Genomic DNA, 25966 nt, shown 5'->3' with positions numbered 1-25966 from the left:
GCCAGGTCGATTCTCAGATCACCTCTCCAGTAAGTCCCGCAGACGAAAGTACCAGATCGCGGCGGTGCCGTAATATGGGTGCAAGCGATGAAAGGGGAGTTGCTTCATCCGGTCCGCCGGCAACGGCAGAGGGATGGAAGAGTTCGCCAGATGGGCACCAATTGCCGCCCCCAATGCACTGCCAAGCGCCAGACCTCTGCCATTATACCCCAGTGCGGCCGTGACTCCGGCAGCCGGTTGATAGATATGAGGCAGGTGGTCCAAATTCATTGCAGCGCGTCCAGACCACATAAATTCCAACTCTTGATTTTCCAGAGAAGGGAAAAGCGCCTTCAAGTCAGCATGGATACGTTTGAAAGAGTTCGGCCCGCGTGGTTCTGCAAAATGTCCTCGCCCCCCCACCATGAGACGGTTCCCCGGGCCAATCCGAAAATAATTAGCGATACGCCGAGTGTCCGATACAACGCAGCCTTCGGGCAAGATTGATTGGCTAATGCTTTCGGGCAGAGGCTTTGTGGCCACCTGAAAACTGTTGGCGGGCACCATTGTCTGGCGCAATCCGGGCCACAGGTGGCTTGTATAGCCGTTGGTCGCCAGCACCACCTGATCTGCTTTGATCTGCCCTTGCTCGCCTACCGACAGTTTCCATCCCGCTCCATCTGATTGTATCCGGGAAACAGGGCTCTTGCCGTAAATCTTACACCCGGCATCCGCAGCCGCTTGTGCAAGCCCGGTGGCATAATTCAGCGGGTGCACACAGCCAGCCCTCCGGTCTTTCCAACCTGCAACAAACCTTCTTGAACCCGTCTGACGAGCGACCTGCGCAGCATCCAGCCATTCGACGGAGGCCCCCCGCTTTTCCCATTGCTGCATCCGGCTTTGCAAAGTGGGGATATGCGAGGTTTTTACAGTTGTCTGAATCCAGCCGTCCTGGCGGTGGTCACATTGGATGTTATGTCTATCGATAATATCAAACACATGTTGCGCAGCACCGCCGACAAATTCGGTGGTTGCCTCGCCATACATGCGGTCCAGCTTGTCAGGATCGTACTTGAGGCCGGGAATGACCTGACCACCATTTCTCCCACTGGCACCAAATCCAGGTTGCTCAGCTTCAACGACGATGACGTTTGCACCCGCTTCAGCAAGAGAAAGAGCACAGGAGAGGCCAGTGTAACCTGCGCCTACGATCGCGACATCAGCCTTGCAGTTGCCGGCCAAAGCGGGGAATTTTGGGGTGCTATTTGCCGTAGCGGACCAGATAGAGTCTAGCATTGCGGTCAAACTCCGAATCTCAAAATACGGTCGTCAATTTGCGTTCTCTACCAGGAAATAGAGCTTGCGGACGTGGGAGTGGATTGCCCAGGTGCCTTTCCAACCTTTGGGCAGGGCAAGAAAATCATTCGCGCCAAGGGTTACGGAACGGCCACCATCGGCATCAGTGATCGTCGCCGAACCGGACAGAATGTGACAGTATTCTGCCATGCCACTACGGTCTGCGGTGAACTCGCCCGGAGTGCATTCCCAGATACCGATCTTGGTATCGCCTGTTGGCGATGTGTAAACGTGCGCAGTAGCTTACTGTTGCCCCGGCGTCAGGGTTGTCGGTTTGGGTCTGTAGTCGCCAACTTGGATCGCATCGAGATCTTTCAGGCCAACAAGATTGAACATTGTTGTTCTCCGTAAATGTCATTGGGGCAGCGGCTGGATTTAACCAGCATCATTTCACCCTTGTTCAGGGTGTGTGACCCGCCTTAGGAATTCCTGGGTGCGCGGATGTGTTGGATTTCGCAAAACTTCCTGCGCCTTACCCTGCTCAGCGATTTGACCCTTATCCAGGAACAGCACGCGGTCAGCGACTTCCCGGGCAAATTGAATCTCATGGGTCACCACAAACATGGTCATGTGCTCCTCAGCGAGGGCGCGCATAACCTGTAACACCTCGCCGACCATTTCCGGATCAAGTGCCGATGTTGGTTCGTCGAGCAAAATGGCTCTGGGTTGCATAGCCAAGGCCCGGGCAATAGCGACCCTTTGCTGTTGCCCTCCGGACAGCGAGGCAGGGTAGGCGTTGATTTTTTCGGCTAATCCGACCCGCTCCAGATATCCGATTGCGCGATCCCGCACCTCGGACTTGTCCTGTTTCAGAACATAAAGCGGCCCCTCCATGACATTCTCCAAAGCCGTTCGGTGGGGGAAAAGGTTGAAACGTTGGAACACCATAGCCACTTGCGCTCTAAGTTGGTGAATTGTCGGTGATGCGACATCGACACGCTTCCCATCGATCAGAATGTCACCTGCCTGGTAAGATTCCAGACCGTTTACGCACCGGAGCATCGTTGATTTACCAGAGCCCGAAGGCCCGATAAGGCAAACAACTTCGCCCACTTCGACATTGGCGTTGATACCTTGCAACACGTTCAGTGAGCCGAAGGATTTATGAACCTCCTTGAATTCGATCATTTTGCGTCGCCCATTTTGTTTTCCATTCGCCGGATCGCGATGTTCAGGGGGATGGTCAAGCTCAGGTAAAGCAGCGCAACCAAAGTAAAAATTGTCATGTTGTCGAAGGTTGAAGAAGCCAGTGTTTTTCCCCGCATGGTCAACTCGGCAACTGAAATAACAGAGACCTGTGAACTGTCTTTGAGTAGCATGATCGTATTGTTGCCATAGGGTGGCAGGACAATTCTAAACGCCTGCGGCAGTACCACTCGACGCATCATCATACCGTGCTTCATTCCGATGGCTTTTGCCGCCTCTACCTGGCCGCGGTCTACCGCCTCTATCCCCGCACGAAAGGTTTCGCCGATATAGCAGGAATAGGTCAGCGCCAACCCGATGATGCCAGCCTGAAACGCGGTAAGGTCGATGCCGATTTCGGGCATCACAAAATAGATATAGAACAAAACCACGAGGATCGGGATGCCGCGTATGAATTCTGTCAGATACCGAATACCTTGAGCAAGGACTGGGATTCCTGAAGTTCTGAGCAGAGCCCACAATAATCCCAACAAGGTTGATAAAAGCAGTGCAAGCACTGTGACGGCAATTGTAAGCTTCAATCCACTCCAAAGCAGAGGTAGATACTCGATCGAGCGTTCAAGAAAGGTTGACATTGGCGCTGTTCCTACGGTCGTAGCGCTGGCACATCACTTGGTGAGCTGCCAGCGCCCTCTTGCTGGTTAGGGAAGTTTCTCAAAGGCCGTATTTGTTGAAGATGGCCTTCAGCTCACCCGAATTCTGCAACTTTGCTAACGCCTCGTTCACCTGTTTCAGCAGCTCGGCATTTCCTTTGTCTACAGCCAACCCGACTCTGCCCGGTTTCATTGGTTCATAGCCTTCAACCAGACGAACACCCAGATTGGGATTTTGTGAAATCTGGTATCCGACAATGGGGCCGTCGCCGAAACCCGCTTTGATCCGACCAAGTTGAACGTCGCGCATGATATCTACGATCGAGTCATACAATTTGATCTCGCCGAATCCCCCAATCTCCGCCAGGGAATCCGCGTACACAGTTCCAACCTGCGCTCCAATCACCTCGCCCGCTAGATCGTCTCGTGTATAGTTTTCAGGGTTGTCCGCAGCGACGAACATTGCGTCCCCATAGCTGTAGGGGCTGTCTGAGAAGTCAACGACCTCTGCGCGTTTGTCGGTGATCAGCATGCCCGCAGAGATAAGATCAATCTTTCCTGTGGTCAGCGCGGGAATGAGTGCCGAAAACGCAGTAACTTCAAATTGCATCTCCATTCCGATTTCCGCACCAATCGCATTTGCAATGTCAACCATGGCTCCTGTCGGTTGTCCGGTTTGGATATCAACAAACGTAAACGGCACACCCGTGGTCGTTACCCCGACATTAAGAGTTTCCGCGAAAGTGCCGTTCGCAACAGACAGCCAGGTCGCTGCAGCGAGTGTGGTAAGTATTTTCATGTTCATGAAACTTCTCCTTGTTGGTTCTTCACTATTCTGAGGTCCTGCGGACCCGCCTGACAGGTCAACACTCCCAGAGTGTAGATGAGATTGAAAAACATTCAAAAATTTTTCATTAAAATGAAATATTTTGCTTATTCGGGCTTCTTCCACGGTCAATGTGAAAAGCTGGGCGTATTTCATGGACATGAAATGTGGTGGAAGGTATTCTTCGTATTCAAGCAACGAAGAGAGCGTGTCTTTATCATTATGCCAAACAACTCAAATCACTCAGCAGCGGCTGCAACGGATGGAGTAAGCGAAGACGTGCGACTTGGTCGCGCGATACGCGATCGGCGTAAAGAACTGGGACTTACACTGACTTATATCTCTGACGAGGCAGGGATATCGGTGGGCCTACTTAGCCAAATCGAAAGGGGGGTATCGTCGCCGTCGGTTCGGGTCTTGCGCTCGATCAGTGGCGCGTTGCGGTTGTCGGTACTACAGCTGTTCAGTGTAGATGAAAACGAGGCGGCAGATGATGAGAGCTATATCGTTCGGGCCAATCACCGCAGGTCAATTGATCTCAGCAGTAAGGGGGTGCTCAAGTCCTTTTTGACAGCGCACGACGAAGGTGAATTACAGGTCATGGATCTAGATCTTGAGCCGGGAGGCGGATCAGGTGATGTACCGTATTCTCATGCCGGTGAGGAATGCGGGGTCGTGATTGAAGGATGTCTGGAAATATCGATTGATGGCAGGCCGCATATCCTGAACCAAGGGGATTCATTTCATTTTGAAAGTAGCCTCCCTCATCGGTATCGAAACCTTGGCGAGGGAAAATGCAGGGTTATCTGGGCAACGACTCCTCCAATCTGGTAGTGTTGAGGCAGGGGGTTCAGCAATGAACCGCTCAACGTCAAACTTTTTTCGGAGCTTGGGCAACGCACCTGGCTGCTCGGAGCGAAATCTGACACCTCAGGTGCGAACAATTACCGTGCCGGTGAACGGCGAGCGTGCCTTGCAACCCTGAATTTGGAATCTAGTCTCGCAGGGCCAAGCTTGAATGGCTGGTTTTAACCCGCGCGGCGGCGTTGAGAATGAAGCAGCCGCGGCGGTTCCCATGCTGCGAACACGCGCACCAAAACTGGCATGCTGACCCCGAGTTCTCTTGGCACCTTCGCCGCGTTCTGCACGAACGGCAACAACCGCTCACAGGATGCGTAGGCTACCCAATTTTGGTATTCGATCTGGTAAGATAGCGCCCATGGGCTGATCGCCCCTCAGTTCAGCTTTATCGACGCGGAACGCGCGGTATACGTGACTGCGACAGCTTATACTTTGCCTCAGGGTGGGGCGGGTGCCCGTGCGTGCGGTTCCAGAATTGCACGCCACCGCGTCGCAGCCATAGCGGCACACATAGGATCAGCCCTACTGCAAATCCGCCGGTATGGGCCCAGTAGGCGATACCGCCTTCGTCCGGGTTGCTGGTGACGCTGCCAAAGAACTGTATCGCTAACCATACGCCCAGCATGATGAAAGCGGGGATGGTAAAGACCCTGAAATAGACAACCAGGATCAGCAGAATATCCACACGCGCTTTGGGAAACAGCAGCAGGTATCCCCCCATGACACCCGCAATCGCGCCCGAGGCGCCGACGGTAGGCACCTGAGAGTCCGGCCCTGTAACCACATGGATCAGACCTGCGCCGATACCTGCGACCAGGTAGAACAGCAAAAAGGGCAGATGGCCCATTTCGTCTTCCAGATTGTCGCCGAATATCCATAAGAACAGCATGTTCCCGGCCAGATGCATCCAGCCTCCATGCAGGAACATGGATGTTACAAGGGTTTCCAGACCAACCCCATTGCTGACCCGCGCCGGGATGATGGCGTAGTCGAAGAACAGCCGGTTGATAAGTGGCGCATCATTCATGATCCCCACATAGCTGAGGAAGATCAGGATGTTGGCCGCCAATAAGACGTAGACAACATAAGGCGTGCGCCCCGAGGGGTTATGGTCACGTATCGGAAACATGAGGTGACGCTGGGCTTTTGCGCGCCCAGCGTCAAGGCAAGCTTATGCCGCACCTCCCAACAACGCAGCGTTTCCGCCAGCTGCGGTCGTATCGACACACACATGGCGCTCACCCAGCACACGCGCGCGGTCGGGTCTGCCGGGAATCAGGGGAAGAATGGGGCCGTCCCGACGGGCCAGATGCAGTTCGATCTGCTGCGCGGTTTCAGCATCGCCCCACCAAAGAACACCAGAGATACCGGTCAGGTTCTCCAACCGGTGAAGGTCAAGCATTCCGGTTGCCTGAATGGCCGTGCCACCCAGTGCCTGTACAGCTTCAGCCTGCGCGCGCGCCGCCGTTTCCCCCGGCCCCATGCACAGAAGAGGCGGGCGGGGATATTCGCTCAGCCGGTTCGATTCTCCGGTCGGACCGGGCAGAGAACGGGTTTGTATTGGGGCAGGCTGGCCTTGAGGGGCAGGTTGGTCTGCCAAATGCTCCCAGGATTCTGTCGTGATTTGCCGATCCGGTGCACAAAACCGGGCCATGTAATTCGGGCCGCCCGCCTTCGGGCCGGTGCCTGACAGCCCTTCACCGCCAAAAGGTTGGGAGCCAACGATGGCACCGATCTGATTGCGGTTTACATAGATGTTTCCGGCATGGATTGCTTCGGTCACATGCTGCACCCGGTCGTCGATCCGGGTTTGCAGGCCAAAGGTCAGCCCGTATCCGGTGGCGTTGATATCCGCGATGACCTTGTCGATCTCCTGCGCTTTGAACCTTGCCACGTGCAATACGGGGCCAAATATTTCGCGCTCCAGCGCGGCAATGCCCGAGATTTCGATCAACGTGGGGGCAACAAAGATACCTTCGGGTGGTAGCGGCAGCTCTTTCAGAACGCGCCCTTCGGCCCGTGCAATAGCGACGTGATCGGCGATGACCTGCCGGGCCTGCGCGTCAATCACCGGGCCGCAATCGGTAGAGATCAGCCAGGGGTCCCCGATGCGCAGGGCGTCCATTGCCCCTTTGAGCATGGTCAGCACGTCATCTGCGATATCCTGTTGCAGGTACAGGCATCGCAGTGCGGAACACCGCTGACCCGCGGACTGAAAAGCGCTTTCAATGATCGATTGCACGGCCTGTTCGGGAAGTGCGGTGCTGTCGACGATCATGGCGTTCAGGCCGCCAGTTTCTGCGATCAACGGCGTGCCGGGGCGCATGGCCCCAGCCATTGCCGACCGGATTCTGAGAGCGGTCGTTGTCGAGCCGGTGAAGGCCACGCCCGAGACGCGCGCATCCGATGTCAGCGCCGCGCCCACGGCCGGACCACCCGGCAGCAATTGCAGCGCGTCGCGCGGCACACCGGCCTCATGCAGCAATTGAACGGCGCGGTGCGCAATCAGGGGTGTTTGCGGTGCAGGCTTGGCCAATACGGCGTTCCCGGTCGCCAAAGCTGCCGAAATTTGCCCTGAGAAGATCGCCAGCGGGAAGTTCCACGGGCTGATGCAGGTGAATACGCCCGCGGGCTCGGCATCAGGTATGTTGGCGGCGTAGTAGCGCAGGAAATCCACCGCCTCACGCAGTTCCGCCACGGCGTCAGGCAGCGATTTGCCAGCCTCGCGCGCCAGCAGGGCGAACAATTCGCCGTAGTGTGTTTCATAAAGATCGGCGGCAGAGTTCAGGATGCGGGCACGTTCGGCTGCCGGGGCCTGCCACGGCTTTGCCGAAGCCAGCGCCAGTTCAACATCCGCGTCACTTGCCGAGGCGACCGCGCCGGGCTTGTCGGCAGGATTCGCCGGGTTGATTACCGGCTCATCCGCCTGGGGTTTGGCAGCGTCAGCCAACAAGGGTTGTGCATACCAGTGATACGCACGGAACTGGTCCCGCGCTGCATCAACCTTGTCCAGCGTCGGAGTGTGGTGAAGATCGAATCCCATGGAATTGGGACGATCCGGCTGGAACAGTTCGGGGCCGGTGGGCAAAGGGGGTGGGGGCGTTTGAACAGTAACAAACGGATCTGCGGCAACCACTTCCGGCGGGACGTTTTCGTCGACAATCTGGTTGACGAAGGATGAGTTTGCCCCGTTTTCCAGTAGACGCCGCACAAGGTAGGCCAGCAGGTCACGATGCGCGCCAACCGGTGCATAAATGCGGCAGCGGGTCTTCTGGCTGTTCATCACAAGCTGATGCAATGTCTCGCCCATGCCATGCAGGCGCTGGAACTCAAAAGGCTGACCTTCGGCCATGTGCAGAATGGCGCTGACTGTATGGGCGTTGTGGGTGGCGAATTGCGGATAGATCCGGTTTGTCATGCCCAGCAATTTGCGCGCATTGGCGACATAGGACACGTCGGTGACCGCCTTGTGCGTGAAGACGGGAAAGCCATCCACGCCTTCGACCTGCGCGCGTTTGATCTCGGTATCCCAATAGGCGCCTTTGACCAGACGCACCATCAGCTTGCGATCGTGGCGTTCCGCCATGTCATAGAGCGTGTCCAGAACCAGCGAAGCGCGTGGCCCATAGGCCTGAACCACGATGCCGAACCCTTCCCAGCCGGCCAGAGCCGGATCGGACATCACCGCCTCGATCACCTGCAATGACAAAGACAGGCGATCCGCCTCTTCGGCGTCGACGTTTAGCCCCATGCCAGCGGCCTTGGCCAAAAGGGCCAGCGCCCGCAGGCGCGGGACCAGTTCATCCATCACCCGCTTTTCTTGTGCCAGTTCATAGCGGGGGTGCAGGGCCGACAACTTGACCGAAATGCCGGGGTTGGCGCGGATATCATCATGGGTGCAGGCTTCGGCGATGACCGAGATGGCGCGTGAATACGACAGGTGATAACGCGCGGCGTCCGCCTCGGTTCGCGCGGCCTCTCCCAGCATGTCGTAAGAGTAGGTATATCCCTTGCTTTCCATCCCGCGCGCGCGTTCCATCGCAGCGTGAATGGATTCACCCAACACGAATTGCCGCCCCATTTCCTTCATCGCCCGCGACACAGCAGTACGGATCACGGGTTCACCCAATCGCTTGATGGCCCCGCGCAGGGCGCCAACGGGCGAAGTCTTGCCTTCGTCCAGAACCTTGCCCGTCAGCATCAGTGCCCAGGTTGAGGCGTTCACCAAGGATGAAGACGAGTGCCCAAGATGCTTACCCCAATCCGAAGGGGCGATTTTGTCTTCAATCAACGCGTCAATCGTGTCGGCATCCGGCACGCGCAACAGCGCCTCGGCCAGGCACATCAGGGCGACGCCTTCGTCGGTGGACAGGCCGTATTCGGCCAAAAACACCTCCATCAACCCCGGAGACGTGCTGGATCGGATGTCGCGCACAAGCTGCGCGGCAGCGGCGCTGATGGCGCCGCGGTCCGTGGCGCTCAGGCTGGCCTGAGAGATCAGGGTTTCAAGGATCGCCGACTGGTCAGCATAGGTTGAGGTGTCGATTAATGTACGCAGGGTATGAGACATGGGTCCTCCGGTCTTTGTGCCAATATACCTGCGAAAACTCAGGACAATCGCCTGAGTTTACGGTAATTGAAGGCGGAACACCTGAAATTTTACCAGAGAGCAGCGCAAATGAACTTCCCCGACCTGGACCGGTTTGACCGATCGATTCTTAGAATTCTGGCCGAGGATGGGCGCATTTCGGTCGCCGATCTTGCACGCGAAATCGGTCTGTCGAAATCACCGACACAGGCGCGCCTGAAACGGCTTGAAGCAAGCGGGGTGATCAAGGGGTACCGGGCGATGCTGGATCCGATCAGACTGGGGCTGGACCACGTTGCCTTTGTCGAGGTGCGTCTGACCGATACCCGCGAAAAGGCACTGGCCGAGTTCAACGCGGCTGTCCGAAAAACTGCCGAGGTCGAGCAAGCCCATATGATCGCTTCGAATTTCGACTATTTGTTGAAGGTCCGCACAGCCACGATGTCAGAGTATCGTCGTGTTCTGGCCGAAAAGATTTCATCCTTGCCGCATGTCGCCAGCACCTCGACCTTTGTGGCGATGGAGGCGGTTAAGGAAACCGGCAGTTTGGGTGGGTTCGAGCATCAGGCTTGACGGATCGGGATTACGAGCCATCCTTGGTACATGACACACGCTTTCCTCGCTGCTCTTGCTGTTGTTGCCTTGTCCTGCGCGGCGCACGCCCAGTCCTGCCCTGATGCTCGGGATCATTCAGAAGGTGTGGATGCGCTAATCAATCAGGTTCAGAAGGCAGAATCGCAAAGTGATGCGCGCGCTATTTCCAACCAGATGTGGGAGCTTTGGACCGATGCGCCAGATGCGCGTGCACAAGGCTTGCTGGACCGAGGAATGGCGCGGCGGGAGGCCTGGGATTTACCGGGGGCGTTGGACGAGCTTGACCAGCTAGTCGAATACTGCCCGAACTACGCCGAAGGCTACAATCAGCGTGCGTTTGTGAACTATCTCCGACAAGACTTCGCTGCTGCCTTGCAGGATCTGAATGTCACGATCGAGTTGTCGCCGAACCATATAGGTGCGCTGAGCGGACGCGCCTTGTCACTGTTGGGTTTGAAGCGCCTTGACGACGCGCGCGCGGCACTTGCCGAAGCGCTAGAACTTAACCCATGGCTGTCAGAGCGGGCATTGTTAGAACCCGGCGGTCTTTTGGAACCGCCCGGTCAAGATATCTGACGCCGGGTTTTCGAAAGAACCGCAATGGGAAACCGAACCTATTTGCAAGCAAACTGGTCGTGTTGGACCCACCCGAGTTGTTCACTGGCTATCATATGGCATGACTTCTGGCTGACGGACGCGTCTATCGACGCTGAGCATCATTGGCGAATACACCAACGAGGGGCTGATGATCCGTGTCGATCGCAAGTTCAACTCAACCGATGCGCTGAATGCATTGACTGACCTGTTCATCCTCCGCGGCCCGCCGGAATACATAAGAACCGACAATGGGCCGGAATTTTTCGCCCAGAAGGTGCGAGGGTGGATCGCAGCTGTCGGGGCGAAGACGGCTTACATCGAACCGGGATCACCCTAGGAGAACGGCTATTGCGAATGCTTCAACGCTCGGTTCCGGGATGAGCTGCTCAACGGTGAGATCTTCTACAGCTTAAGGAAGGCGCAAATCCTGATTGAGCAATGTCGTGTCCACTATCACTCCGTCAGGCCGCACAGCGCGTTGGGCTACCGCCGGCCTGCGCCCGAAATAATCGTCCCGATAGACCAGAGGCCCAGGGTGCAGTAACAAACAAACCGGACCACCCGATAGGGGCACGCCGCCGAAGGCGCTGAAGGCGGCTATGCTGACCCTTTTTGAATATCCTGCCGAACACAATGTGGGCCACTTGTACAAAGCCAAACCCGATTTGGCGGCGCATTACAAATCCTGTGATCCGACCAACTCTTTCAATCCGGGGGTCGGGAAGATGTCCAAGGCGTGAACCTACCGGTGACAATGTCAGATGGGACTTGGGCGCATGTGATAGGCATCCAGCAGAGCTTTGCCGTTTTCATAGAACGCAGTTTCGCCAACCAGTTCTGTTACACCGTAGCGATCCAACTCGGCTTTCACGTCTGGCTCGACCAGCGTGAAAACCAGCCGTATCCCCTTGGATTGCAGGAAATTGGCGATACTGCGCAACGTGAACCCGGCTGTGAAATCGACAACGTCAATTGCCGAGGCGTCGATGCAGAACCATGTCAGTTTTCCGTCTGCGTTCTGAACGATTGTTGTGACTTCCTCGGTGAATATCTGCATGTTCGCGTAGTACATGCCGTGGGAAAACCGGTAGATTACCAGACCGGGCTCGAATTGGTTTGGTGCTTCCAATCCCTTTGAACGCCAGCCACCGGACTCGGTACGCAATACTACCGAATTCTTTGGGTGGTATCCCCGGCGTGTGTGGTCGACCAAAGACAGGACCATGGCAAAAATGACGCCTTGCTCGACACCAACCAGAACAACCACGGTGGCGGTTGCCGTGGCAACCCAGAACTCGGACCGGGCCTGCCTGTAAATTGTTGCCATTCCGTGCAGGTCGATCAGCTTGAGACCGATCAGGAAAACGATGGCCGAAAGTGCTGCTGTGGGAAGATAGGCTAAAGGCTTGGTCAGAAACAGGATAACCAACAGGACTATTACCACTGTTGTCAGTTGCGCCACCTGGCTGCGCCCTCCGGCGCTGGCGACCATCTCGGTCTTTGTGGGGCTGCCATTGACCACGAATGTCCCCGTGAATGCGGCTCCGAAGTTCGCAAGACCCAGTCCGATCAGGTCCGTGTTTTCGTTGAAAGTCTCATCATATCTCGAGGCGTATGCCCGTGATGTTGCGGCGCTTTGTGCCAGAATAACAACGAAGATGGACAAGGCCGTGGGGAGCAATTGTTTGAACAAGGTCCAGCTCCACTGCACGTCCGGGATCGAGAACGAGGGCAAACCGCCGACAACCTCTCCCAACACCGAGATTCCGGAAATGTTGAATGAAAAGGCCCAACTGCACAGGATCACCCCGACAATGGCAACCAATGGCCCCGGGATTTTGCGCGACAGTCTTGTGCATCCCAGGACAATGCCTAACACGGCTGATGAGACGATCACGGTTGGCCAGTTGACGTTGGATATGTTGAAGTAAACGTCCTTCAACCTTGCAAGTGTTCCGTGCCCAGCGGATTCGATGCCCAACAATCCGGGGATTTGACCCGTTGCAACCTGAATGCCCACGCCGGTCAGAAAGCCGACCAATACCGTTCTGGACAGAAAATCAGCCAGAAACCCCAGCCCGATGACACGCGCGGCAATCAAAAGCATGGCAGCCATAAGCGCCAGCAAGGACGCCAGTGCCAGATACTCAGACGTTCCGGACATCGCCAAGCCCGCCAGTCCCGAGGCGGTGATGGCTGCTGTCGCCGAATCGGCACCGACAACAAGGTGTCGGGACGATCCGAACAGCGCAAACAGAGCCATGGGAATCAGGATCGTATACAGCCCGGACATGACCGGAGTGCCGGCGATTTTGGTGTAACCCATGACTTCGGGGATCGCGAGGCAGGCAAAACTCAGACCAGCCAGCATTTCCGCCGGAAGGCGCGCGCGGTCAACAGGCAGAATGCCCTGCAGGATTTGCAGACGCGCCGCTCTCTGATTTCTGTCCTGTTTTTTCATGGGTTACCCTATACCCATTCAACCAGCGAACCGAATGTTCGAACCGTCGGGCTATCTTACAGGCAAATTATCACAGGTAAATTGTGTGGTCTGACGTGCCTCTTTTTCCAGTTTTTCAGTTATTTTCGCCGAACTACGGGAATCCCCCAATTTCGCAAACTGCCGATCAGGGGTAAACATGACCTACCGTACTTACCACACACAAACACGGTATTTACTTTCCCCGATGAGGGGCTGGTCACACCCCCTCGGCCGGCCCCTCTTAACTTTTTGGGGTTTGCGAAAGCCCAAGTCATTCGTTTTATGACTCGTGTCGAGTGAACTTACTTAGTTTTGGATCAATTTGGTCACGAGTGTCGGCAGTGTTTCGGACGCACTGTAAGCAACGGTGTGCGGTATATTGGCCACCGGGGTTTTGCGGTACCCTTCCGTGAACAGCAGAAACGGTATCCTGGCGTTTACAGCTGTTTCTGCGTCGACCTCGCTGTCACCCACATACAAGCGTGTGCCCGAGGTCCCAAGTGCTTTGAAGCTTTCCAGCAGGTGGCCCGGATCCGGTTTGCGAATTGGCAATGTATCACCGCCGAAAACAACGTCGAAGAACCGGGATAAGTTGAGCGCCTCCAGCACGTGACGTGCGGGTGCTTCGGGTTTGTTGGTGCAGATACCAAGAACGCAACCCATCTGTTTCAGTGTTTCCAGGGCCTCCAGAACCCCGGGATAAGGCACTGTCGTTGCACTGACCGCCGCATTGTAATGCTTCAGTGTCTGTTGGGTCAGTTCCGCGTGGCGATCCATGGGCAAATCACAGTGTCGCATCAAACGCTCGACCAGTTTGGGAAGGCCATTGCCAACAAACCCTCTGATCACATCAACGGGCACAGGATCGTGACCCAGACCGTTCAGCGTTTTATTGGCCGCTGCTGCCAGGTCCCCGACGCTGTCGACCAACGTTCCATCCAGATCAAAAACAACTGCTGCGGTCACGTTTTGCTTGCCTTTCAATACCCGCCCCAAGTCTTAACCCGTCGTTTTCAGGGGCGCAATCGGCTCAATGACGCCTGATTTGAAACAGCGCTTGACATTCCTTACTAAAATAATCAGATTTAATGACAGGAACGGAAAGCCAACCCTCTCGGGTCAGCCAGATAAAACGAAACGCAACAGGTATGGCACCATGCCGACTCGCTCTGGAGATGCCCCGATGAACGTACAGAACCCGACCCCAACCCAAGGTTATGCTGTCTCGATGCTGCCTGCGCACAAGGCCGAGGATTTGACCAAAGGTGGCCACCTGGCCCATATCGAGTTGGGTGACCAATTGTATACCCTGCGCATCACCCGTGCAGGTAAACTGATCCTGACGAAATGAGCGCGCATTCATTGCGCGGCGGTGCCGCGGTCGGCCGTCTGGCGGATCTTGATCCAGTCGAAGCGGGTGCGGTGATGTATCTGCGGATGTGGAGCCAGGGTGAAAGCGGTCGCGCTGATATCGCGAGCGATTTTTGCATAGCGCTGGGATCAGATTATGGGCGTGCCGCCATGCTGACGCTGGATCGTCTGTGTTCGCTTTGCGCAACGCATTGTCGACGCCCGCTAATCAGGCACGGTCTGGGGTGTGCATGTCTGGGCGCGGATGAGAATTGTTTTGCCCAAATGGTTGCCGCCGCATCCGAAGGGGCACGCGAAGACGCGATGATGATGGCGTCACTGATCGTGCGCCCGGATTTTGCGCCTGCTCTGGCATCCCTGTCGGAGGAACTGGGCCTGACGCTCCGGCGTATGACAACGGGAAATGCGATTCCGACGACAGGCCACGATACCTCCACTGCCGTTTTGCATTGACTGTGCTTGCAGGACGGTCAAACCCGGCAAAGCGCCGGGGTCAATCCTTCAGCAGCACCCGCATCCCGCGTGGTGATGGTCGTGATCGCAAACCGGAGCAGGAGAGAAGTCACCGACCTCGGACAGCACGTCCCTTAGCGCCCACAGGATCATGTCCACATCCTCGGCCTCAATCGTCAGCGGTGGGCGGATTTTCAGGATGTTGTCCTTTGGTCCCTCACTGCCGATCAGAATTCGGTGATCGCGCATCCGATTTTTGACATAGCTGCAGATCTCGGTTCCTTCGGTTCCGTCGGGATTGATCAGCTCAACACCCAGAAACAGCCCCATGCCCCGTACATCGCCAACGCAACCAAAGTCGGCTTCGATCTGGCGCAGCCCGATTTTCAGGCGGTCACCCATCTGACGCGCATTGTCCTGCAGGCCCTCGTCATCGACGATGTCCAATACTTCCTTGCCGATCCGGCAAGACAGCGTCGATCCGCCAAAGGTCGAGAAGAATTCGATCCCGTTATTGAAGCTGTCGGCAATCGCCCGCGTCGTCACCAGCACACCCAGAGGGTGCCCGTTACCAATGGGTTTACCCATCACCACGATATCAGGAAGCGCGCCCTGATGTTCAAATCCAAAGTAATACTCACCCAGGCGACCCAGACCGGTCTGTACCTCATCTGCTATGCAGACACCCCCGGCGGCACGGATTTTTTCATAAACCGCAGGCAGGTAACCTTTGGCCGGAATGATTTGTCCACCGACAGACGGGAAAGTTTCGGCGATGAACCCGGCCAGACCCTGACCCCGGTCCTGCAAGGCAGCAATGGCCGGGTCCACAAGATCAGCAAATTTCTGCGCCCGATCCGCATCGTCACGCTTGAACGAACCGCGATAGTCGTCTGCAACTTCAACCAGTTCAACCCAGTCGGCTTTCCCGATGCCGCCCGGTTTGTTGAACTTGTAAGCCGATATCGCCACAGCCGCATTCGTATTGCCGTGATAGCCATGGTCTGGTGTCACGATCCCCTTGGCCCCAGTATGGGCACGGGCAAGCCGCAGGGCCAGTTCGTTGGCTTCAGTTCCGGAATTGACGAAGAAGCAGACCTCGAAGTGATCGGGCAATTTGGACAGGATCTTGTCGGCGAAAGCTGTCTGTGCCGGATGCAGGTATCGTGTATTTGAGTTCATCCGCTTCAACTGATCCGCAGCCACTGCCTGAATACGGGGATGCGCATGACCCACATGAGGGACGTTGTTATAGGCGTCCAGATAGGGGCGGCCCCATTCGTCAAACAGGTGATGTTTCCACCCGCGTACCAGCATGACTGGGTCATCATAAGTCAGCGACAGGTTGCCACCAAAGTGATCGCGGCGGCCTTGCAGGATCGCCTGCTTGTCGGTGGGTTGGTAGAACACCTTGTCATCCGGCAGGTTCAGCAAGGCCGCCGGGTTCGGGCAAACCGCGTGCCATAGCTCCATCTCATCCGGGTCGCCGACACCAGGCCAATCCGCTTCCATGCCATTGGTTGTCAGCGCCAGCTGGAAATGCACATGTGGGGCCCATCCGCCATTCTGGCTGGCGTCGCCCAATCGGGCAAACGCTGCCCCTTGTGCCACCGGATCACCGGGTTTCAACCGGTCACAGCATTCCGGGTCCAGATGACCATAGAGTGTGTAGAACGGATCGCCCTCGGGCGTTTCATGGTGCAGGATAATTACCCCACCGTAATCGAGGTGCTGATCTCGGTTCTCGACCACCTCGACCCGACCGCTCATTGGCGCGTGCAGCACCGTCCCTGCGGGTGCAAACACATCCACCGCCAGATGCACTGTTCGCCGGTCCGAGGCTTTCCATGGCCCTTTGCGAAATCCTGGCTCGGCATAAATCAGGCGGGGTTCGTTGTAATAGCCCAACCACAGCCCTTCGCCGTACTCCTCGCCAACACGTGCGGCCTCGGCCAATGGCATGTGGAAAGGGTTCTGGGGCCACACGCAATTTTCAACCGACAACGACCCCATCGGAATATCGCTTAGGTCCTGACCGAACATCTGGGAAAACCGGCCGCGATGTCCTTGCAGATACGCATGGATGCGTTTTGCGCCGTCCACGACCGGCAGCCCGCACGCTGCCCGAAGACGCGCAGACATCAGCCCGCCATTGACGGAAGCATTCTCAAGAAACCGCCACGCAGGTGCCTGAGAGATTGTCACATATGGGTCGTTCGGGTTTTCGACTGCCATAAGGGTCGAATTGAGGACAGACACTGCCAATCGCATCCGCAGCAGAGGCCAGATCAGGTCGATCTCCTCGGCTTGCAGCCGGTTTGCGGCATGGTATCCCCGCACAAGGGCAGTCAATGCCCGCTCGGGTCTGGCATGATCTAGCACCACATAGGCCCCGGCGATCGCAAGATCACAGACGCGCGGTGCCGCACACATGTCACCCAGATCAATCAGGCCGGAAACCTGCCTCCGCTCACCCAATTCACCTTCAACAAGAATGTTATAGTCATTGGCGTCGTTGTGAATGGCCTGTTTCGGCAGGCCTTCGAGCCTATCCGTGATCGCCGTGAATTCGTTGCAGATATCCCGAAGCAACGCCCGACGCGCGGGATCGCTGATGGCGCCCAGCTTGTCACTGATCCAACCCGCTTGCGCCAGGTCCCATTTGAAATCCGGGCGGTGCAAAGCTTCATGCTGAAACCCCTCCAGAGCGCGATCCGTTGCGCCCAGAACACGACCCAATTTCAGGATCAACTCTTCGGATTTCGGGTTCGCTTGTGCATAGCAGCGCCCGGGCAGGCGTTCCTGCAACCACACCAGCCGCGATTTCCCTTCGGAATCGGAAATTTCCGGCAACATTGCGCCGTTCAACGCCGGGAACACCTTTGGAAACGGCAACCCGGGAGCTTCCGAGGCGATATGCGCAAGTGCTTCGATCTGAAGATCTACCAGACCCGCATCGCACCCCGCGCGCATGACTTTCAGCACATAGTCCTGGCCATTTGTGGCTTGCGCCAGAAAGTTCAGATCATATTCGCCATCCAGCCGGGTTAACCGTGCGTCCAGTCCCCAATTTTGGCGCAGCGCGTCCGCCCAGAAGTTCACCAAATCGCTCATGTCTTTCTCCGTCCCGCTCATCCGGGATCCTCTTCATCTGGCCGAAAATATCCTCGGGGGTGAATTGGCCCAAAGGGACAAGAGGGGGCAGACAGCCCCCCGACCCCTTAATCCAAGGCACGCAAACGTTTGAACAGCGATGACGTGTCCCATCGCCCGCCGCCCAGTTTCTGCACGTCCTTGTAGAACTGATCGACCAGAGCGGTCACCGGCAGAGACGCGCCGGTTTCATTGGCCGTATCCAGACAAATCCCCAGATCCTTGCGCATCCAGTCCACAGCAAAGCCATGTTCGAACTGATCATTCAGCATGGTTTCATACCGGTTTGACATCTGCCAGCTGCCAGCCGCACCCTGGCTGATCACCTCAACAACGGCCTTCCCGTCCAAGCCCGCTTTTTCGGCAAAGTGCAAGGCTTCGCTGAGACCCTGAACCAGACCGGCAATCGCAATCTGGTTGCACATCTTGGTCATCTGGCCCGCGCCGCTGACTCCGAGTCGACGGCAGATCTTGGAATAGACATTCATCACCGGCTCAGCCGCATCATAAGCTGCCTGATCACCGCCACACATTATCGAGAGAACGCCGTTTTCAGCACCTGCCTGACCACCCGAAACAGGGGCGTCCAAAAAAGCGATACCCTGAGATTGGCCAGCAGCGTAAAGCTCGCGCGTGACCTTTGCTGAAACTGTCGTGTGGTCGACAAAAATGGCCCCGTCGGACATGCCCTGAAACGCGCCATCCTCTCCGGTGCAAACCGCGCGAAGGTCGTCGTCATTGCCGACGCAGGCCATGACAAACTCAGCACCCTTGACGGCGCCTTTCGGAGTGGTCGCCATTGCGCCGCCATGCTGCGCGACCCAGGCCTCGGCCTTGGTGGTCGTGCGGTTGTAAACGGTGACGTCATGGCCTGCGGCTTGCAGATGTCCGGCCATGGGATAGCCCATGACACCAAGGCCAAGGAACGCGACTTTTGCCATTTTGTGATCCTCTCCGCTGTTCGGTCGGCTTCCGCGAAACAGGCCTGACCGAAATCTCTGGCGAAGACAAAGCAAAGCTGCGCCCAAAGGGCAACCCCAAGTCAGCCTTTCCCGCCCAGATCTCGCAGGATTGGGCAATCGGGCCGGTCGTCCCCCGCGCAGGCCTCGATCAGATGGCTCAGCGTATCGCGCATGGCGTTCAGGTCAGCGATCTTGGTTTCAATCTGAACAAGATGATCGCGTGCAACCTGTTTCACGTCGGCACTGGCACGGGTTTCATCTTCGTAGAGTGCCAGCAGGGTCCGGCAATCCTCGATGGTGAACCCAAGCGCCCGGGCGCGGCCCAGAAAGTTCAGCTTGTGCACGTCCTGGTCGCGAAACCGGCGATAGCCATTGTCGTCGCGCATTGGTTTGATCAGGTTGATGTCCTCATAATACCGGATCGTCTTGGCGGGCAGGCCGGTGCGCGTGGAAACATCTCCGATATTCATGCGCGCACCTCTTTGGTGGCCGTACCTGAGGTTTCCGGCACGCTAGCGCGAATACGGCGCAGGCGCAGCGCATTCGAGACCACAAAAACGCTCGACAGTGCCATTGCACCAGCTGCCAGTGCTGGGGACAGAAGATAGCCGCCAAACGGGTACAGCGCACCGGCAGCCACCGGTATCAGAAGGACATTGTATCCGAAGGCCCAGCCCAAATTCTGGCGAATATTCCTCATTGTCCGGCGGCTGATCTCGGTCGCATTCGCGACGCCCCGCAAATCACCGGACATGAGGACAACGTCGGCTGTTTCGATGGCCACATCCGTGCCGGTTCCGATGGCGATGCCGATATCAGCCGCCGCCAGAGCGGGGGCGTCGTTGATCCCGTCACCGACAAAGGCCAGCACTCCGAACCGGTCCCGTAAGGCCGTGATTGCGTCTACCTTGCCATCAGGCAGTACCTCGGCAGTGACATGATCAATCCCCAGCCGGTCGGCCAGAGCCCGCGCCGTGCGTGCGTTGTCACCCGTGATCATGGCCACGGTCAAACCCATCTGGTGCAACCGTTCCAGCGCTTCCACTGTGCCGGGCTTGATCGGGTCGGAAACGGACAAAGTGGCCGCTGCCTGCCCATCCAGAGCGACGAACAGAGGGGTTGCCCCCTGTGCGGCACGGGCTTCTGCCTCATCCGCCAGGGCTCCAAGGGTGATCCCACGCTGCTGCATCAACCGGTGCGACCCGATCAACACGTCGCGGCCTTCAACCAACCCTTGCAGGCCAAGCCCGGTAAGCGAACGGACATCCGATACCTCTGGCAGTGTCGCGGGCCCCGCGCGGGTGATGGCGGATGCGATCGGGTGTTCCGACCGTGCCTCAAGGGCTGCAGTCAGCCGCAGAACCTCCTCCCGGTCAAACCCCTTTGCCGTTGTCACGCTGTCCAGTTCGGGGCGCCCCAGCGTCAGGGTTCCGGTCTTGTCCAACGCAATGACGCGCGCCTGCTGAAGCTGTTGCAACGCATCCCCCTTGCGGAACAAAACCCCGAGTTCTGCCGCACGCCCGGTGCCCACCATGATCGAGGTTGGGGTCGCCAACCCCATAGCGCAGGGGCAGGCGATGATCAGAACTGAAACACCTGCGACAAGCGCCAGGGGAAGGGCCGGGCTGGGGCCGAAGATCAGCCAGAGCGCGACAGTGATCACCGCAACAGCGATGACCGCAGGAACAAAGCGATAGGTGATCCAATCCACCAACCCCTGGATCGGCAGCTTCGCGCCCTGCGCCTGCTGCACCATACGAATGATCTGTGCCAGAGCCGTGTCGCCGCCGACGCGGGTAGCGCTTACCCGTAAAGCTCCGGTGCCATTCACGGTGCCGCCGACAACAGGCGCACCTGCCGACTTGCCAACAGGCACTGGTTCGCCCGTGATCATGCTTTCATCGACGTAAGAGGTGCCTTCAAGCACTTCGGCATCCACCGGCACACGCTCGCCGGGGCGGATGTGCAGGATATCTCCGACAACAATTTCGGCGATTGGCCGGTCCTGTATCTGTCCATCCAGTTCGACCCGCGCGGTTTTTGGTTGCAAACCCACCAGTTTTCGGATCGCAGCCCCTGTTTTGCCTTTGGCACGCGCCTCCATCAACCGGCCGAGAAGGATCAGAACTACGATCACCGCGGCCGCTTCGAAATAGACATTGGCGGTACCTTGCGGCAGCAGGCCGGGCGCGAATGTGGCCGTGACCGAATACAGATAAGCCGCGCCGGTCCCAAGCGCTACCAACGCGTTCATGTCCGGCGTGCCCTGCAACAGCGACGGGATACCTTTGCGGTAAAACACACGGCCCGGTCCGATAAGCAAAGCCGAGGTCAGGGCAAATTGAATCAAATGGCTCGTCTGCGTTCCAATGGTCGCCTGTATCCAATGGTGGAAGACGGGGATCATGTGCCCGCCCATCTCAAGAATGAATACGGGCAGGGCTAGTGCCGCTGCCAGTATTGTGGAACGGACCAGCCGCTGAATTTCATCGTCTTCCCGGCTTTCTGGTTCCGCAACGCCTTGGATACGCGCGGGGTATCCAATTCCGGTAACAACCTGAGCCAGCGCCTCGGGCGTAGTTGCAGCTGTGGCGTAAGTCACCGTAGCTGTCCGAGTTGCCAGATTGACCTGCGCTTCGATCACGCCAGCGGTGGAAGCCAACGCGCGCTCGATCTTGCCAACGCAGGATGCGCAGTTCATGCCCTCGATGCTCAGATCTGAATGGCTTGTTTCAGCCGGATAGCCAGCTGCATCCAGCGCCGCTGTCAGGGCCGAAACTGGCCCGTCAAATTCCACCTGTGCCGTTTTGGTCGCGAAATTGACCGAGGCCGCATCAACACCAGACACATCACGCAGTGCAGCCTCGACACGGCCCACACAGGATGCGCATCCCATGCCGGTGATTTTCAGTTCTGTCAGTGCTTTTTGCGCCATGCGACTCATCCCACGTGGTTGTCTGCCCTCCAGATGGGGGTTCCAGTGACAGGAAGGTCAAGGGGGTCACGGCAAAATTCTACGATCCCGGCCCGCGCATGTTGTGTTCCATTAAGCACTGATACAGGCGTGGGGACAGACGGTTGAGCCACCACGATAAGTGTGCAACGCGTCCGACCGGGATCATGGGCTGCGATTTGTCCAGTCCGCGCAGGATTGCCATGGCAGCACTCTCGGGGCTCATTTCGTCCATTCCGTCCTTGGCCGATCCGGGGCGCGCGGTTCCATCGGGTTGCTCCATTGCGTTGCCGGGGTTGGTGGCCACAAAAGACGGCGCTGCAATCTGAACCTGAACGCCATGTGGCTTTTCTTCGGATCGAAGCGATTTGAAAAAACCCTCAAGCGCGTGTTTTGAGGCTGCATAAGCCGTGCGATGGCAGAGCGGAGCGAAACCAGCCACCGACGAGATCGCCAGATGTGTTCCCTTTGACGCGCGGAGAGGCTGCAAAAATACGCGAGCCATCTCAACGGCTGCAAAATAGTTGATATCAAACAGTGCACGGTGACTGGCCGTGTCGGACTGGTCAAACCCCCGAATTTGCGTAACCCCGGCGTTGTAGATGACCAGATCAATGCTGTCGCTTGACGTGATCGCCCTTTGAGCTGCGTTGGCAAGCTGTTCGGGGTCAGTCAGATCACAGGCAATTGGCAGTTGGTTCGGTTCTGTTTGCAGACCGGACACATCAAGGTCTAACAGCACCACCCGCCACCCACGGGCTTGCAATGCACGGCTTAAAGCCTGTCCCAAACCGCCCGCACCGCCAGAGATGACCGCGGTTTTCATAACCCGGCCTGCCGTTGCCAGAGCGCAAAAACCTCGGCGCTGGATTTTTCAGGCGTATAGCCGAATTCAGATTTCAGGGCAGAATTATCCAGAACTGGCCGATATTGAAGGAACCTTACCTGTTCCGGCCCATAGCGAGATAAACCCAGTGGGCGAGCCAAGGCTAGGGCCGCTTTCAGCACCCAGGGGGGGAGGCGCAGAACCGGTTTTCCCATGGCGCGCGCCAAGTCGTTCACACCCATCGTGCCGTCACCGGCGACGTTGTAAATCCCGGCTGGTCCGTCGGTTGCTGCGCGCTGAAGGATGCGTGCCAGGTCCCGGGTCCAGATAAAGACAAACGGGCTTTCGCTGCCGGACACCGCCAGCAACCGGGGCTTTCGAAACAGGGCGGTGATCTGGTTCTCGGTTCCGGCTCCCAGAACCGTACCCACACGCAGGACAACCTGCTCAAGATCGGGGGCGGTGCTGCGGGCTTCGGCCAAAATCTCTTCGACCTGACGCTTGTGATCTGAATAAGGAAACTCGGGGTTGCCGCGCAATGGATCGCCTTCGCGCAACGGCACAGGATTGTCTGCATGATAGCCATAAGCGGCACCGGAAGATGTGACGACCAATCTGCGCACCCCGTTTGCGATGGCGGCATTCACCACTTTTCGCGTGCCTTCGACATCGACAGCATAGGCTGCGGCGCGCCCCATCTTTGGCGGCGGCGTTACGACTGAAGCCAAATGCACAATCACATCCGGATTCACCTTGGCAATCGCACGTGCAGGAGCGTCGGTTGTAACATCCATGGACAAAAATGAGGCGTCTTCCGGCAGGTTATCCGGGCGTTTCAGATCGGTTGCAAAGACCTCGTGCCCAACAAGTTCGGGCAACAGCGCTTGCCCGACCATCCCGGCAGCGCCGGTAATCAGGATGCGGGTCATCGCGCGGCCTCGGTTCGTGCCATGACCGAAGCCAAAGCCAGGCCCGAAATAGCGTGCCATACTCCCCAGAATGCAGCGACCACGGCCATGCCGCCAAGACCGTTGAAGAATGCAAAGATCAGGACGAGCCCAAGCCCGGAGTTTTGAATGCCGGTCTCAATGGTGATGGCGCGGCGATCAAAGGGGGACAGCCCGGTCAGAGTGGCCACAACCCAACCGCCCCCCAGCGCCAGGGCATTGTGAAGGATTACAAGCCCGGCAACAGCCCCGGCAAACCCAAGGAAAAACCCCCAGTTGGCAGCCAGAGCAAGTACGATAAACCCAGCAAAGATACCCATCGACAGAAGTTGCAGCGGTGCGCGCAACCGTGCCGTCAAGGCGGGGAGGCGTTGATTCAGCGTAATTCCCAGAACCAGCGGCAGGATCAGCATCAGACCGACCAGGATTGCGATCTGCATTGGGTCGATCTGGGTCTGTTGCAGGATTGCGCGGGTCGGTGGGTAAAGCCCACCCCAAAGCGCAATATTGAAAGGTGTCATGAAGATCGCACAGATGGTGGCGAAGGCTGTCATCGACACCGAAAGCGCTGCATTCCCGCCCGCGCGGTGGGTGATGAAGTTCGAGATATTGCCCCCTGGGCAGGCCGCGACAAGGATCAGGCCAAGCGCAATTGACGGTTGCGGTGTGGTAATCCACACCATCACAAAGGTCAGCGCAGGCAGGACGACGAGTTGTGAAAACAATCCGACAACCACTGGTTTGGGTGCGCGCCTTAAACGGTCAAAATCCCGAGGCGTAAGGTCGATGGCAATCGAGAACATCACGATTGCCAGAATAGCATTCAACAGCGTCAGAGACGCCGGACTGAAATTCAGTGTGATCTGGTCAATACCACTCATGCGGCGGCCTTCCGCAGCCGGTCGATCCAGCCGGTGACAGCCTTTCTGTAGGTATTCTTGTCCACGTAATAGGCCATGCGGGGCAGGTCGATGTAGTTCATGCCTCCGGTGGCGCGCGTATAACCTTTTTGCTTTTCTGCGTGCAGATCGGCTGCCACGGGGCAGCCGTGTCGAAGCCCTTTGATGTAGCGCGCCACCATCTCGGCCTGCTCGTGCCTGCCCTGCCAGCCCAGGCCCGTGGCCTCGACCATGCCCAGCACGAACAGATCGTCCCGTTCGGGATGTATCGTGTTCAGATACAGATGCGGGGCGTCGCCCTGCCAGTTCAGCAGGCCCTTGTCGATGAACGGGTAATGCAGTTTGTATCCGGTCGCGGCGAGGATCATGTCATAGTCGTCGCAGGAGCCGTCCTTGAAATGCACGGTGTGGCCCTCCAGCCGGGCGATATCCGGGCGGATGCTCAGATCGCCATGGCCTGCGTGATACAGAACCAGCGAATTCACCACGGGGTGGCTTTCGTACAGCTTGTAACCCGGTTTGGGAAAGCCGTATTTCTGTGGATCGCCGACAAACCAGCCAAGGATCAGGCTGTCGACCTTACGCTTCAGCCACATCGGCAGACGGATCTTTCCACCTATTGTGTCAGCGGGTTTGCCAAAGACGTATTTCGGGACGAAATAATACCCGCGCCGCATCGACAGATCGCAGCGTTTCGCGTGGTGGATGGCGTCGACTGCGATGTCACAGCCGGAATTGCCTGCGCCCACGACCAGCACACGCTTGCCGTCGAATTGGCTTGGGTACCGATATTGCGAGGCATGGATCAACTCGCCGTCAAATGTACCCGGAAAGCTGGGTACATTCGGTTCCGACAGGGTACCGTTCGCAATGAGTACGCCGGCATATTCGGCCTGATGGTCGCCATCTTGGTCTCGCCAGCACACGCGCCAACCGTCACCCGGATTGCCCAGCGGAGCGACCTGAGTGACTTCTGCATTGAATTTGTAACCCTCACGCAACCCGAAACGGTCCGCAAATGCGCGGAAATAGTCGCGCATCGCCCGGTGCGAGGGGTACTCGGCAACCGCGTCATTCATGGGGAAATCCGCAAATTCGGTCATACGCTTGGATGAGATCAGGTGCGCCGACTCGTACATGGTTGATCTTGGGGCATCGATATCCCACAAACCGCCCACATCCGAATGCAACTCAAACCCCTGAAATGCGATTCCCTGTTCTTTCAGCACCTTGGCCGCGGCCAAACCCATTGGCCCCGCCCCAATCAGGGCGAATGTGTCGCGCGTTTCTGTCATGAACCCTCCCAAAGTTCGTGAGGTT

General features: G+C 57.4%; 21 protein-coding genes and 3 pseudogenes. 7 read left to right on the top strand and 17 right to left on the bottom strand.

All coding sequences use genetic code 11. The features are described 5' to 3' along the window. Positions 1 to 18: 18 nt before the first annotated feature. The 5 genes and pseudogenes from ACR0M3_RS10375 to ACR0M3_RS10355 all read right to left on the bottom strand — a co-directional run bounded on the left by ACR0M3_RS10375 (position 19) and on the right by ACR0M3_RS10355 (position 3939). Complete coding sequence (locus ACR0M3_RS10375; protein WP_480899409.1) at positions 19 to 1275, bottom strand: NAD(P)/FAD-dependent oxidoreductase; 1257 nt, start codon at positions 1273 to 1275, stop codon at positions 19 to 21. 33 nt (positions 1276 to 1308) lie between these two features. Then, positions 1309 to 1545 (bottom strand): annotated as a pseudogene (locus ACR0M3_RS10370) (cupin domain-containing protein); the annotation flags it as partial. Positions 1546 to 1725: 180 nt separating this feature from the next. Then, positions 1726 to 2463 carry an amino acid ABC transporter ATP-binding protein gene (locus tag ACR0M3_RS10365; RefSeq protein ID WP_480557754.1) on the bottom strand — a complete coding sequence of 246 codons (738 nt, stop codon included), beginning with the start codon at positions 2461 to 2463 and terminating at the stop codon, positions 1726 to 1728. Further along, on the bottom strand, positions 2460 to 3116 hold the full coding sequence (locus ACR0M3_RS10360; RefSeq protein ID WP_480773744.1) for an amino acid ABC transporter permease: 657 nt from the start codon (positions 3114 to 3116) through the stop codon (positions 2460 to 2462). Before ACR0M3_RS10360 ends, ACR0M3_RS10365 begins: the two co-directional genes overlap by 4 nt. A gap of 79 nt (positions 3117 to 3195) precedes the next feature. Further along, positions 3196 to 3939 carry an ABC transporter substrate-binding protein gene (locus ACR0M3_RS10355; RefSeq protein WP_480910595.1) on the bottom strand — a complete coding sequence of 248 codons (744 nt, stop codon included), beginning with the start codon at positions 3937 to 3939 and terminating at the stop codon, positions 3196 to 3198. Positions 3940 to 4017: 78 nt separating this feature from the next. On the opposite strand from ACR0M3_RS10355, the gene ACR0M3_RS10350 reads away from it, so the two are divergent. After that, entirely contained in the window at positions 4018 to 4794 is a 777-nt protein-coding gene (locus tag ACR0M3_RS10350) for a cupin domain-containing protein (RefSeq protein WP_480910593.1), read from the top strand. 412 nt (positions 4795 to 5206) lie between these two features. Here ACR0M3_RS10350 and ACR0M3_RS10345 read toward each other — a convergent pair whose 3' ends face one another. Both ACR0M3_RS10345 and putA read right to left on the bottom strand, forming a co-directional pair. Continuing rightward, a complete protein-coding gene (locus ACR0M3_RS10345; protein ID WP_480910590.1) occupies positions 5207 to 5950 on the bottom strand; it encodes a rhomboid family intramembrane serine protease in 744 nt (247 codons plus the stop codon). A 42-nt stretch (positions 5951 to 5992) separates the two neighbouring features. Beyond that, entirely contained in the window at positions 5993 to 9391 is a 3399-nt protein-coding gene (gene putA / locus ACR0M3_RS10340; protein WP_480910589.1) for a bifunctional proline dehydrogenase/L-glutamate gamma-semialdehyde dehydrogenase PutA, read from the bottom strand. A gap of 108 nt (positions 9392 to 9499) precedes the next feature. Between putA and ACR0M3_RS10335 the strand changes: the two genes are divergently transcribed. The 4 genes and pseudogenes from ACR0M3_RS10335 to ACR0M3_RS10320 all read left to right on the top strand — a co-directional run. Beyond that, a complete protein-coding gene (locus ACR0M3_RS10335) occupies positions 9500 to 9982 on the top strand; it encodes an Lrp/AsnC family transcriptional regulator (RefSeq protein WP_480482166.1) in 483 nt (160 codons plus the stop codon). A 30-nt stretch (positions 9983 to 10012) separates the two neighbouring features. Continuing rightward, positions 10013 to 10579 carry a tetratricopeptide repeat protein gene (locus ACR0M3_RS10330; RefSeq protein ID WP_480910586.1) on the top strand — a complete coding sequence of 189 codons (567 nt, stop codon included), beginning with the start codon at positions 10013 to 10015 and terminating at the stop codon, positions 10577 to 10579. Positions 10580 to 10712: 133 nt separating this feature from the next. After that, positions 10713 to 11144 (top strand): annotated as a pseudogene (locus tag ACR0M3_RS10325) (integrase core domain-containing protein); the annotation flags it as partial. Positions 11145 to 11166: 22 nt separating this feature from the next. Next, positions 11167 to 11340, top strand: a pseudogene (locus ACR0M3_RS10320) (D-lactate dehydrogenase); the annotation flags it as partial. Positions 11341 to 11357: 17 nt separating this feature from the next. On the opposite strand, the gene ACR0M3_RS10315 reads toward ACR0M3_RS10320, so the two are convergent. Both ACR0M3_RS10315 and gph read right to left on the bottom strand, forming a co-directional pair. After that, on the bottom strand, positions 11358 to 13061 hold the full coding sequence (locus ACR0M3_RS10315) for a SulP family inorganic anion transporter (protein WP_480482162.1): 1704 nt from the start codon (positions 13059 to 13061) through the stop codon (positions 11358 to 11360). A 327-nt stretch (positions 13062 to 13388) separates the two neighbouring features. After that, positions 13389 to 14048, bottom strand: a complete 660-nt coding sequence (gene gph / locus ACR0M3_RS10310; RefSeq protein ID WP_480482160.1) for a phosphoglycolate phosphatase — start codon at positions 14046 to 14048, stop codon at positions 13389 to 13391. A 217-nt stretch (positions 14049 to 14265) separates the two neighbouring features. On the opposite strand from gph, the gene hemP reads away from it, so the two are divergent. Together hemP and ACR0M3_RS10300 are read left to right on the top strand one after the other, a co-directional pair. Beyond that, positions 14266 to 14433 (top strand): hemin uptake protein HemP, encoded by a 168-nt coding sequence (gene hemP / locus ACR0M3_RS10305; protein WP_209504713.1) that lies wholly within the window; start codon positions 14266 to 14268, stop codon positions 14431 to 14433. Further along, positions 14430 to 14906, top strand: a complete 477-nt coding sequence (locus ACR0M3_RS10300) for a hypothetical protein (RefSeq protein WP_480910585.1) — start codon at positions 14430 to 14432, stop codon at positions 14904 to 14906. Before hemP ends, ACR0M3_RS10300 begins: the two co-directional genes overlap by 4 nt. 48 nt (positions 14907 to 14954) lie before the next feature. Here the strand turns inward: ACR0M3_RS10300 and ACR0M3_RS10295 are convergent, their stop codons facing one another. The 8 genes from ACR0M3_RS10295 to ACR0M3_RS10260 form a co-directional block, all read right to left on the bottom strand. Beyond that, complete coding sequence (locus ACR0M3_RS10295; protein ID WP_480910582.1) at positions 14955 to 18020, bottom strand: aminotransferase class III-fold pyridoxal phosphate-dependent enzyme; 3066 nt, start codon at positions 18018 to 18020, stop codon at positions 14955 to 14957. A gap of 107 nt (positions 18021 to 18127) precedes the next feature. Then, positions 18128 to 19075 carry an NAD(P)-dependent oxidoreductase gene (locus tag ACR0M3_RS10290; RefSeq protein ID WP_480910692.1) on the bottom strand — a complete coding sequence of 316 codons (948 nt, stop codon included), beginning with the start codon at positions 19073 to 19075 and terminating at the stop codon, positions 18128 to 18130. A gap of 26 nt (positions 19076 to 19101) precedes the next feature. Continuing rightward, entirely contained in the window at positions 19102 to 19491 is a 390-nt protein-coding gene (gene cueR, locus ACR0M3_RS10285) for a Cu(I)-responsive transcriptional regulator (protein ID WP_480557736.1), read from the bottom strand. Then, the gene (locus ACR0M3_RS10280) at positions 19488 to 21956 is read right to left on the bottom strand and encodes a heavy metal translocating P-type ATPase (protein ID WP_480910580.1); all 2469 of its coding nucleotides are present in this window, start codon (positions 21954 to 21956) and stop codon (positions 19488 to 19490) included. Before ACR0M3_RS10280 ends, cueR begins: the two co-directional genes overlap by 4 nt. 79 nt (positions 21957 to 22035) lie before the next feature. Continuing rightward, complete coding sequence (locus ACR0M3_RS10275; protein ID WP_480910577.1) at positions 22036 to 22800, bottom strand: SDR family NAD(P)-dependent oxidoreductase; 765 nt, start codon at positions 22798 to 22800, stop codon at positions 22036 to 22038. Next, positions 22797 to 23729: an SDR family oxidoreductase gene (locus ACR0M3_RS10270; protein WP_480616674.1), complete on the bottom strand. Its 933-nt coding sequence runs from the start codon at positions 23727 to 23729 to the stop codon at positions 22797 to 22799. Before ACR0M3_RS10270 ends, ACR0M3_RS10275 begins: the two co-directional genes overlap by 4 nt. Then, positions 23726 to 24628, bottom strand: a complete 903-nt coding sequence (locus ACR0M3_RS10265) for a bile acid:sodium symporter family protein (RefSeq protein ID WP_480899430.1) — start codon at positions 24626 to 24628, stop codon at positions 23726 to 23728. The genes ACR0M3_RS10270 and ACR0M3_RS10265 overlap by 4 nt, the downstream gene beginning before the upstream one ends. After that, the gene (locus ACR0M3_RS10260) at positions 24625 to 25941 is read right to left on the bottom strand and encodes a flavin-containing monooxygenase (RefSeq protein ID WP_480899433.1); all 1317 of its coding nucleotides are present in this window, start codon (positions 25939 to 25941) and stop codon (positions 24625 to 24627) included. Before ACR0M3_RS10260 ends, ACR0M3_RS10265 begins: the two co-directional genes overlap by 4 nt. Positions 25942 to 25966: the final 25 nt, after the last annotated feature.

The organism is Ruegeria sp. O5 (assembly GCF_056535105.1).
The sequence above is the reverse complement of the archived record's forward strand: the minus strand, read 5'-3'. Positions and strand labels throughout refer to the sequence as shown.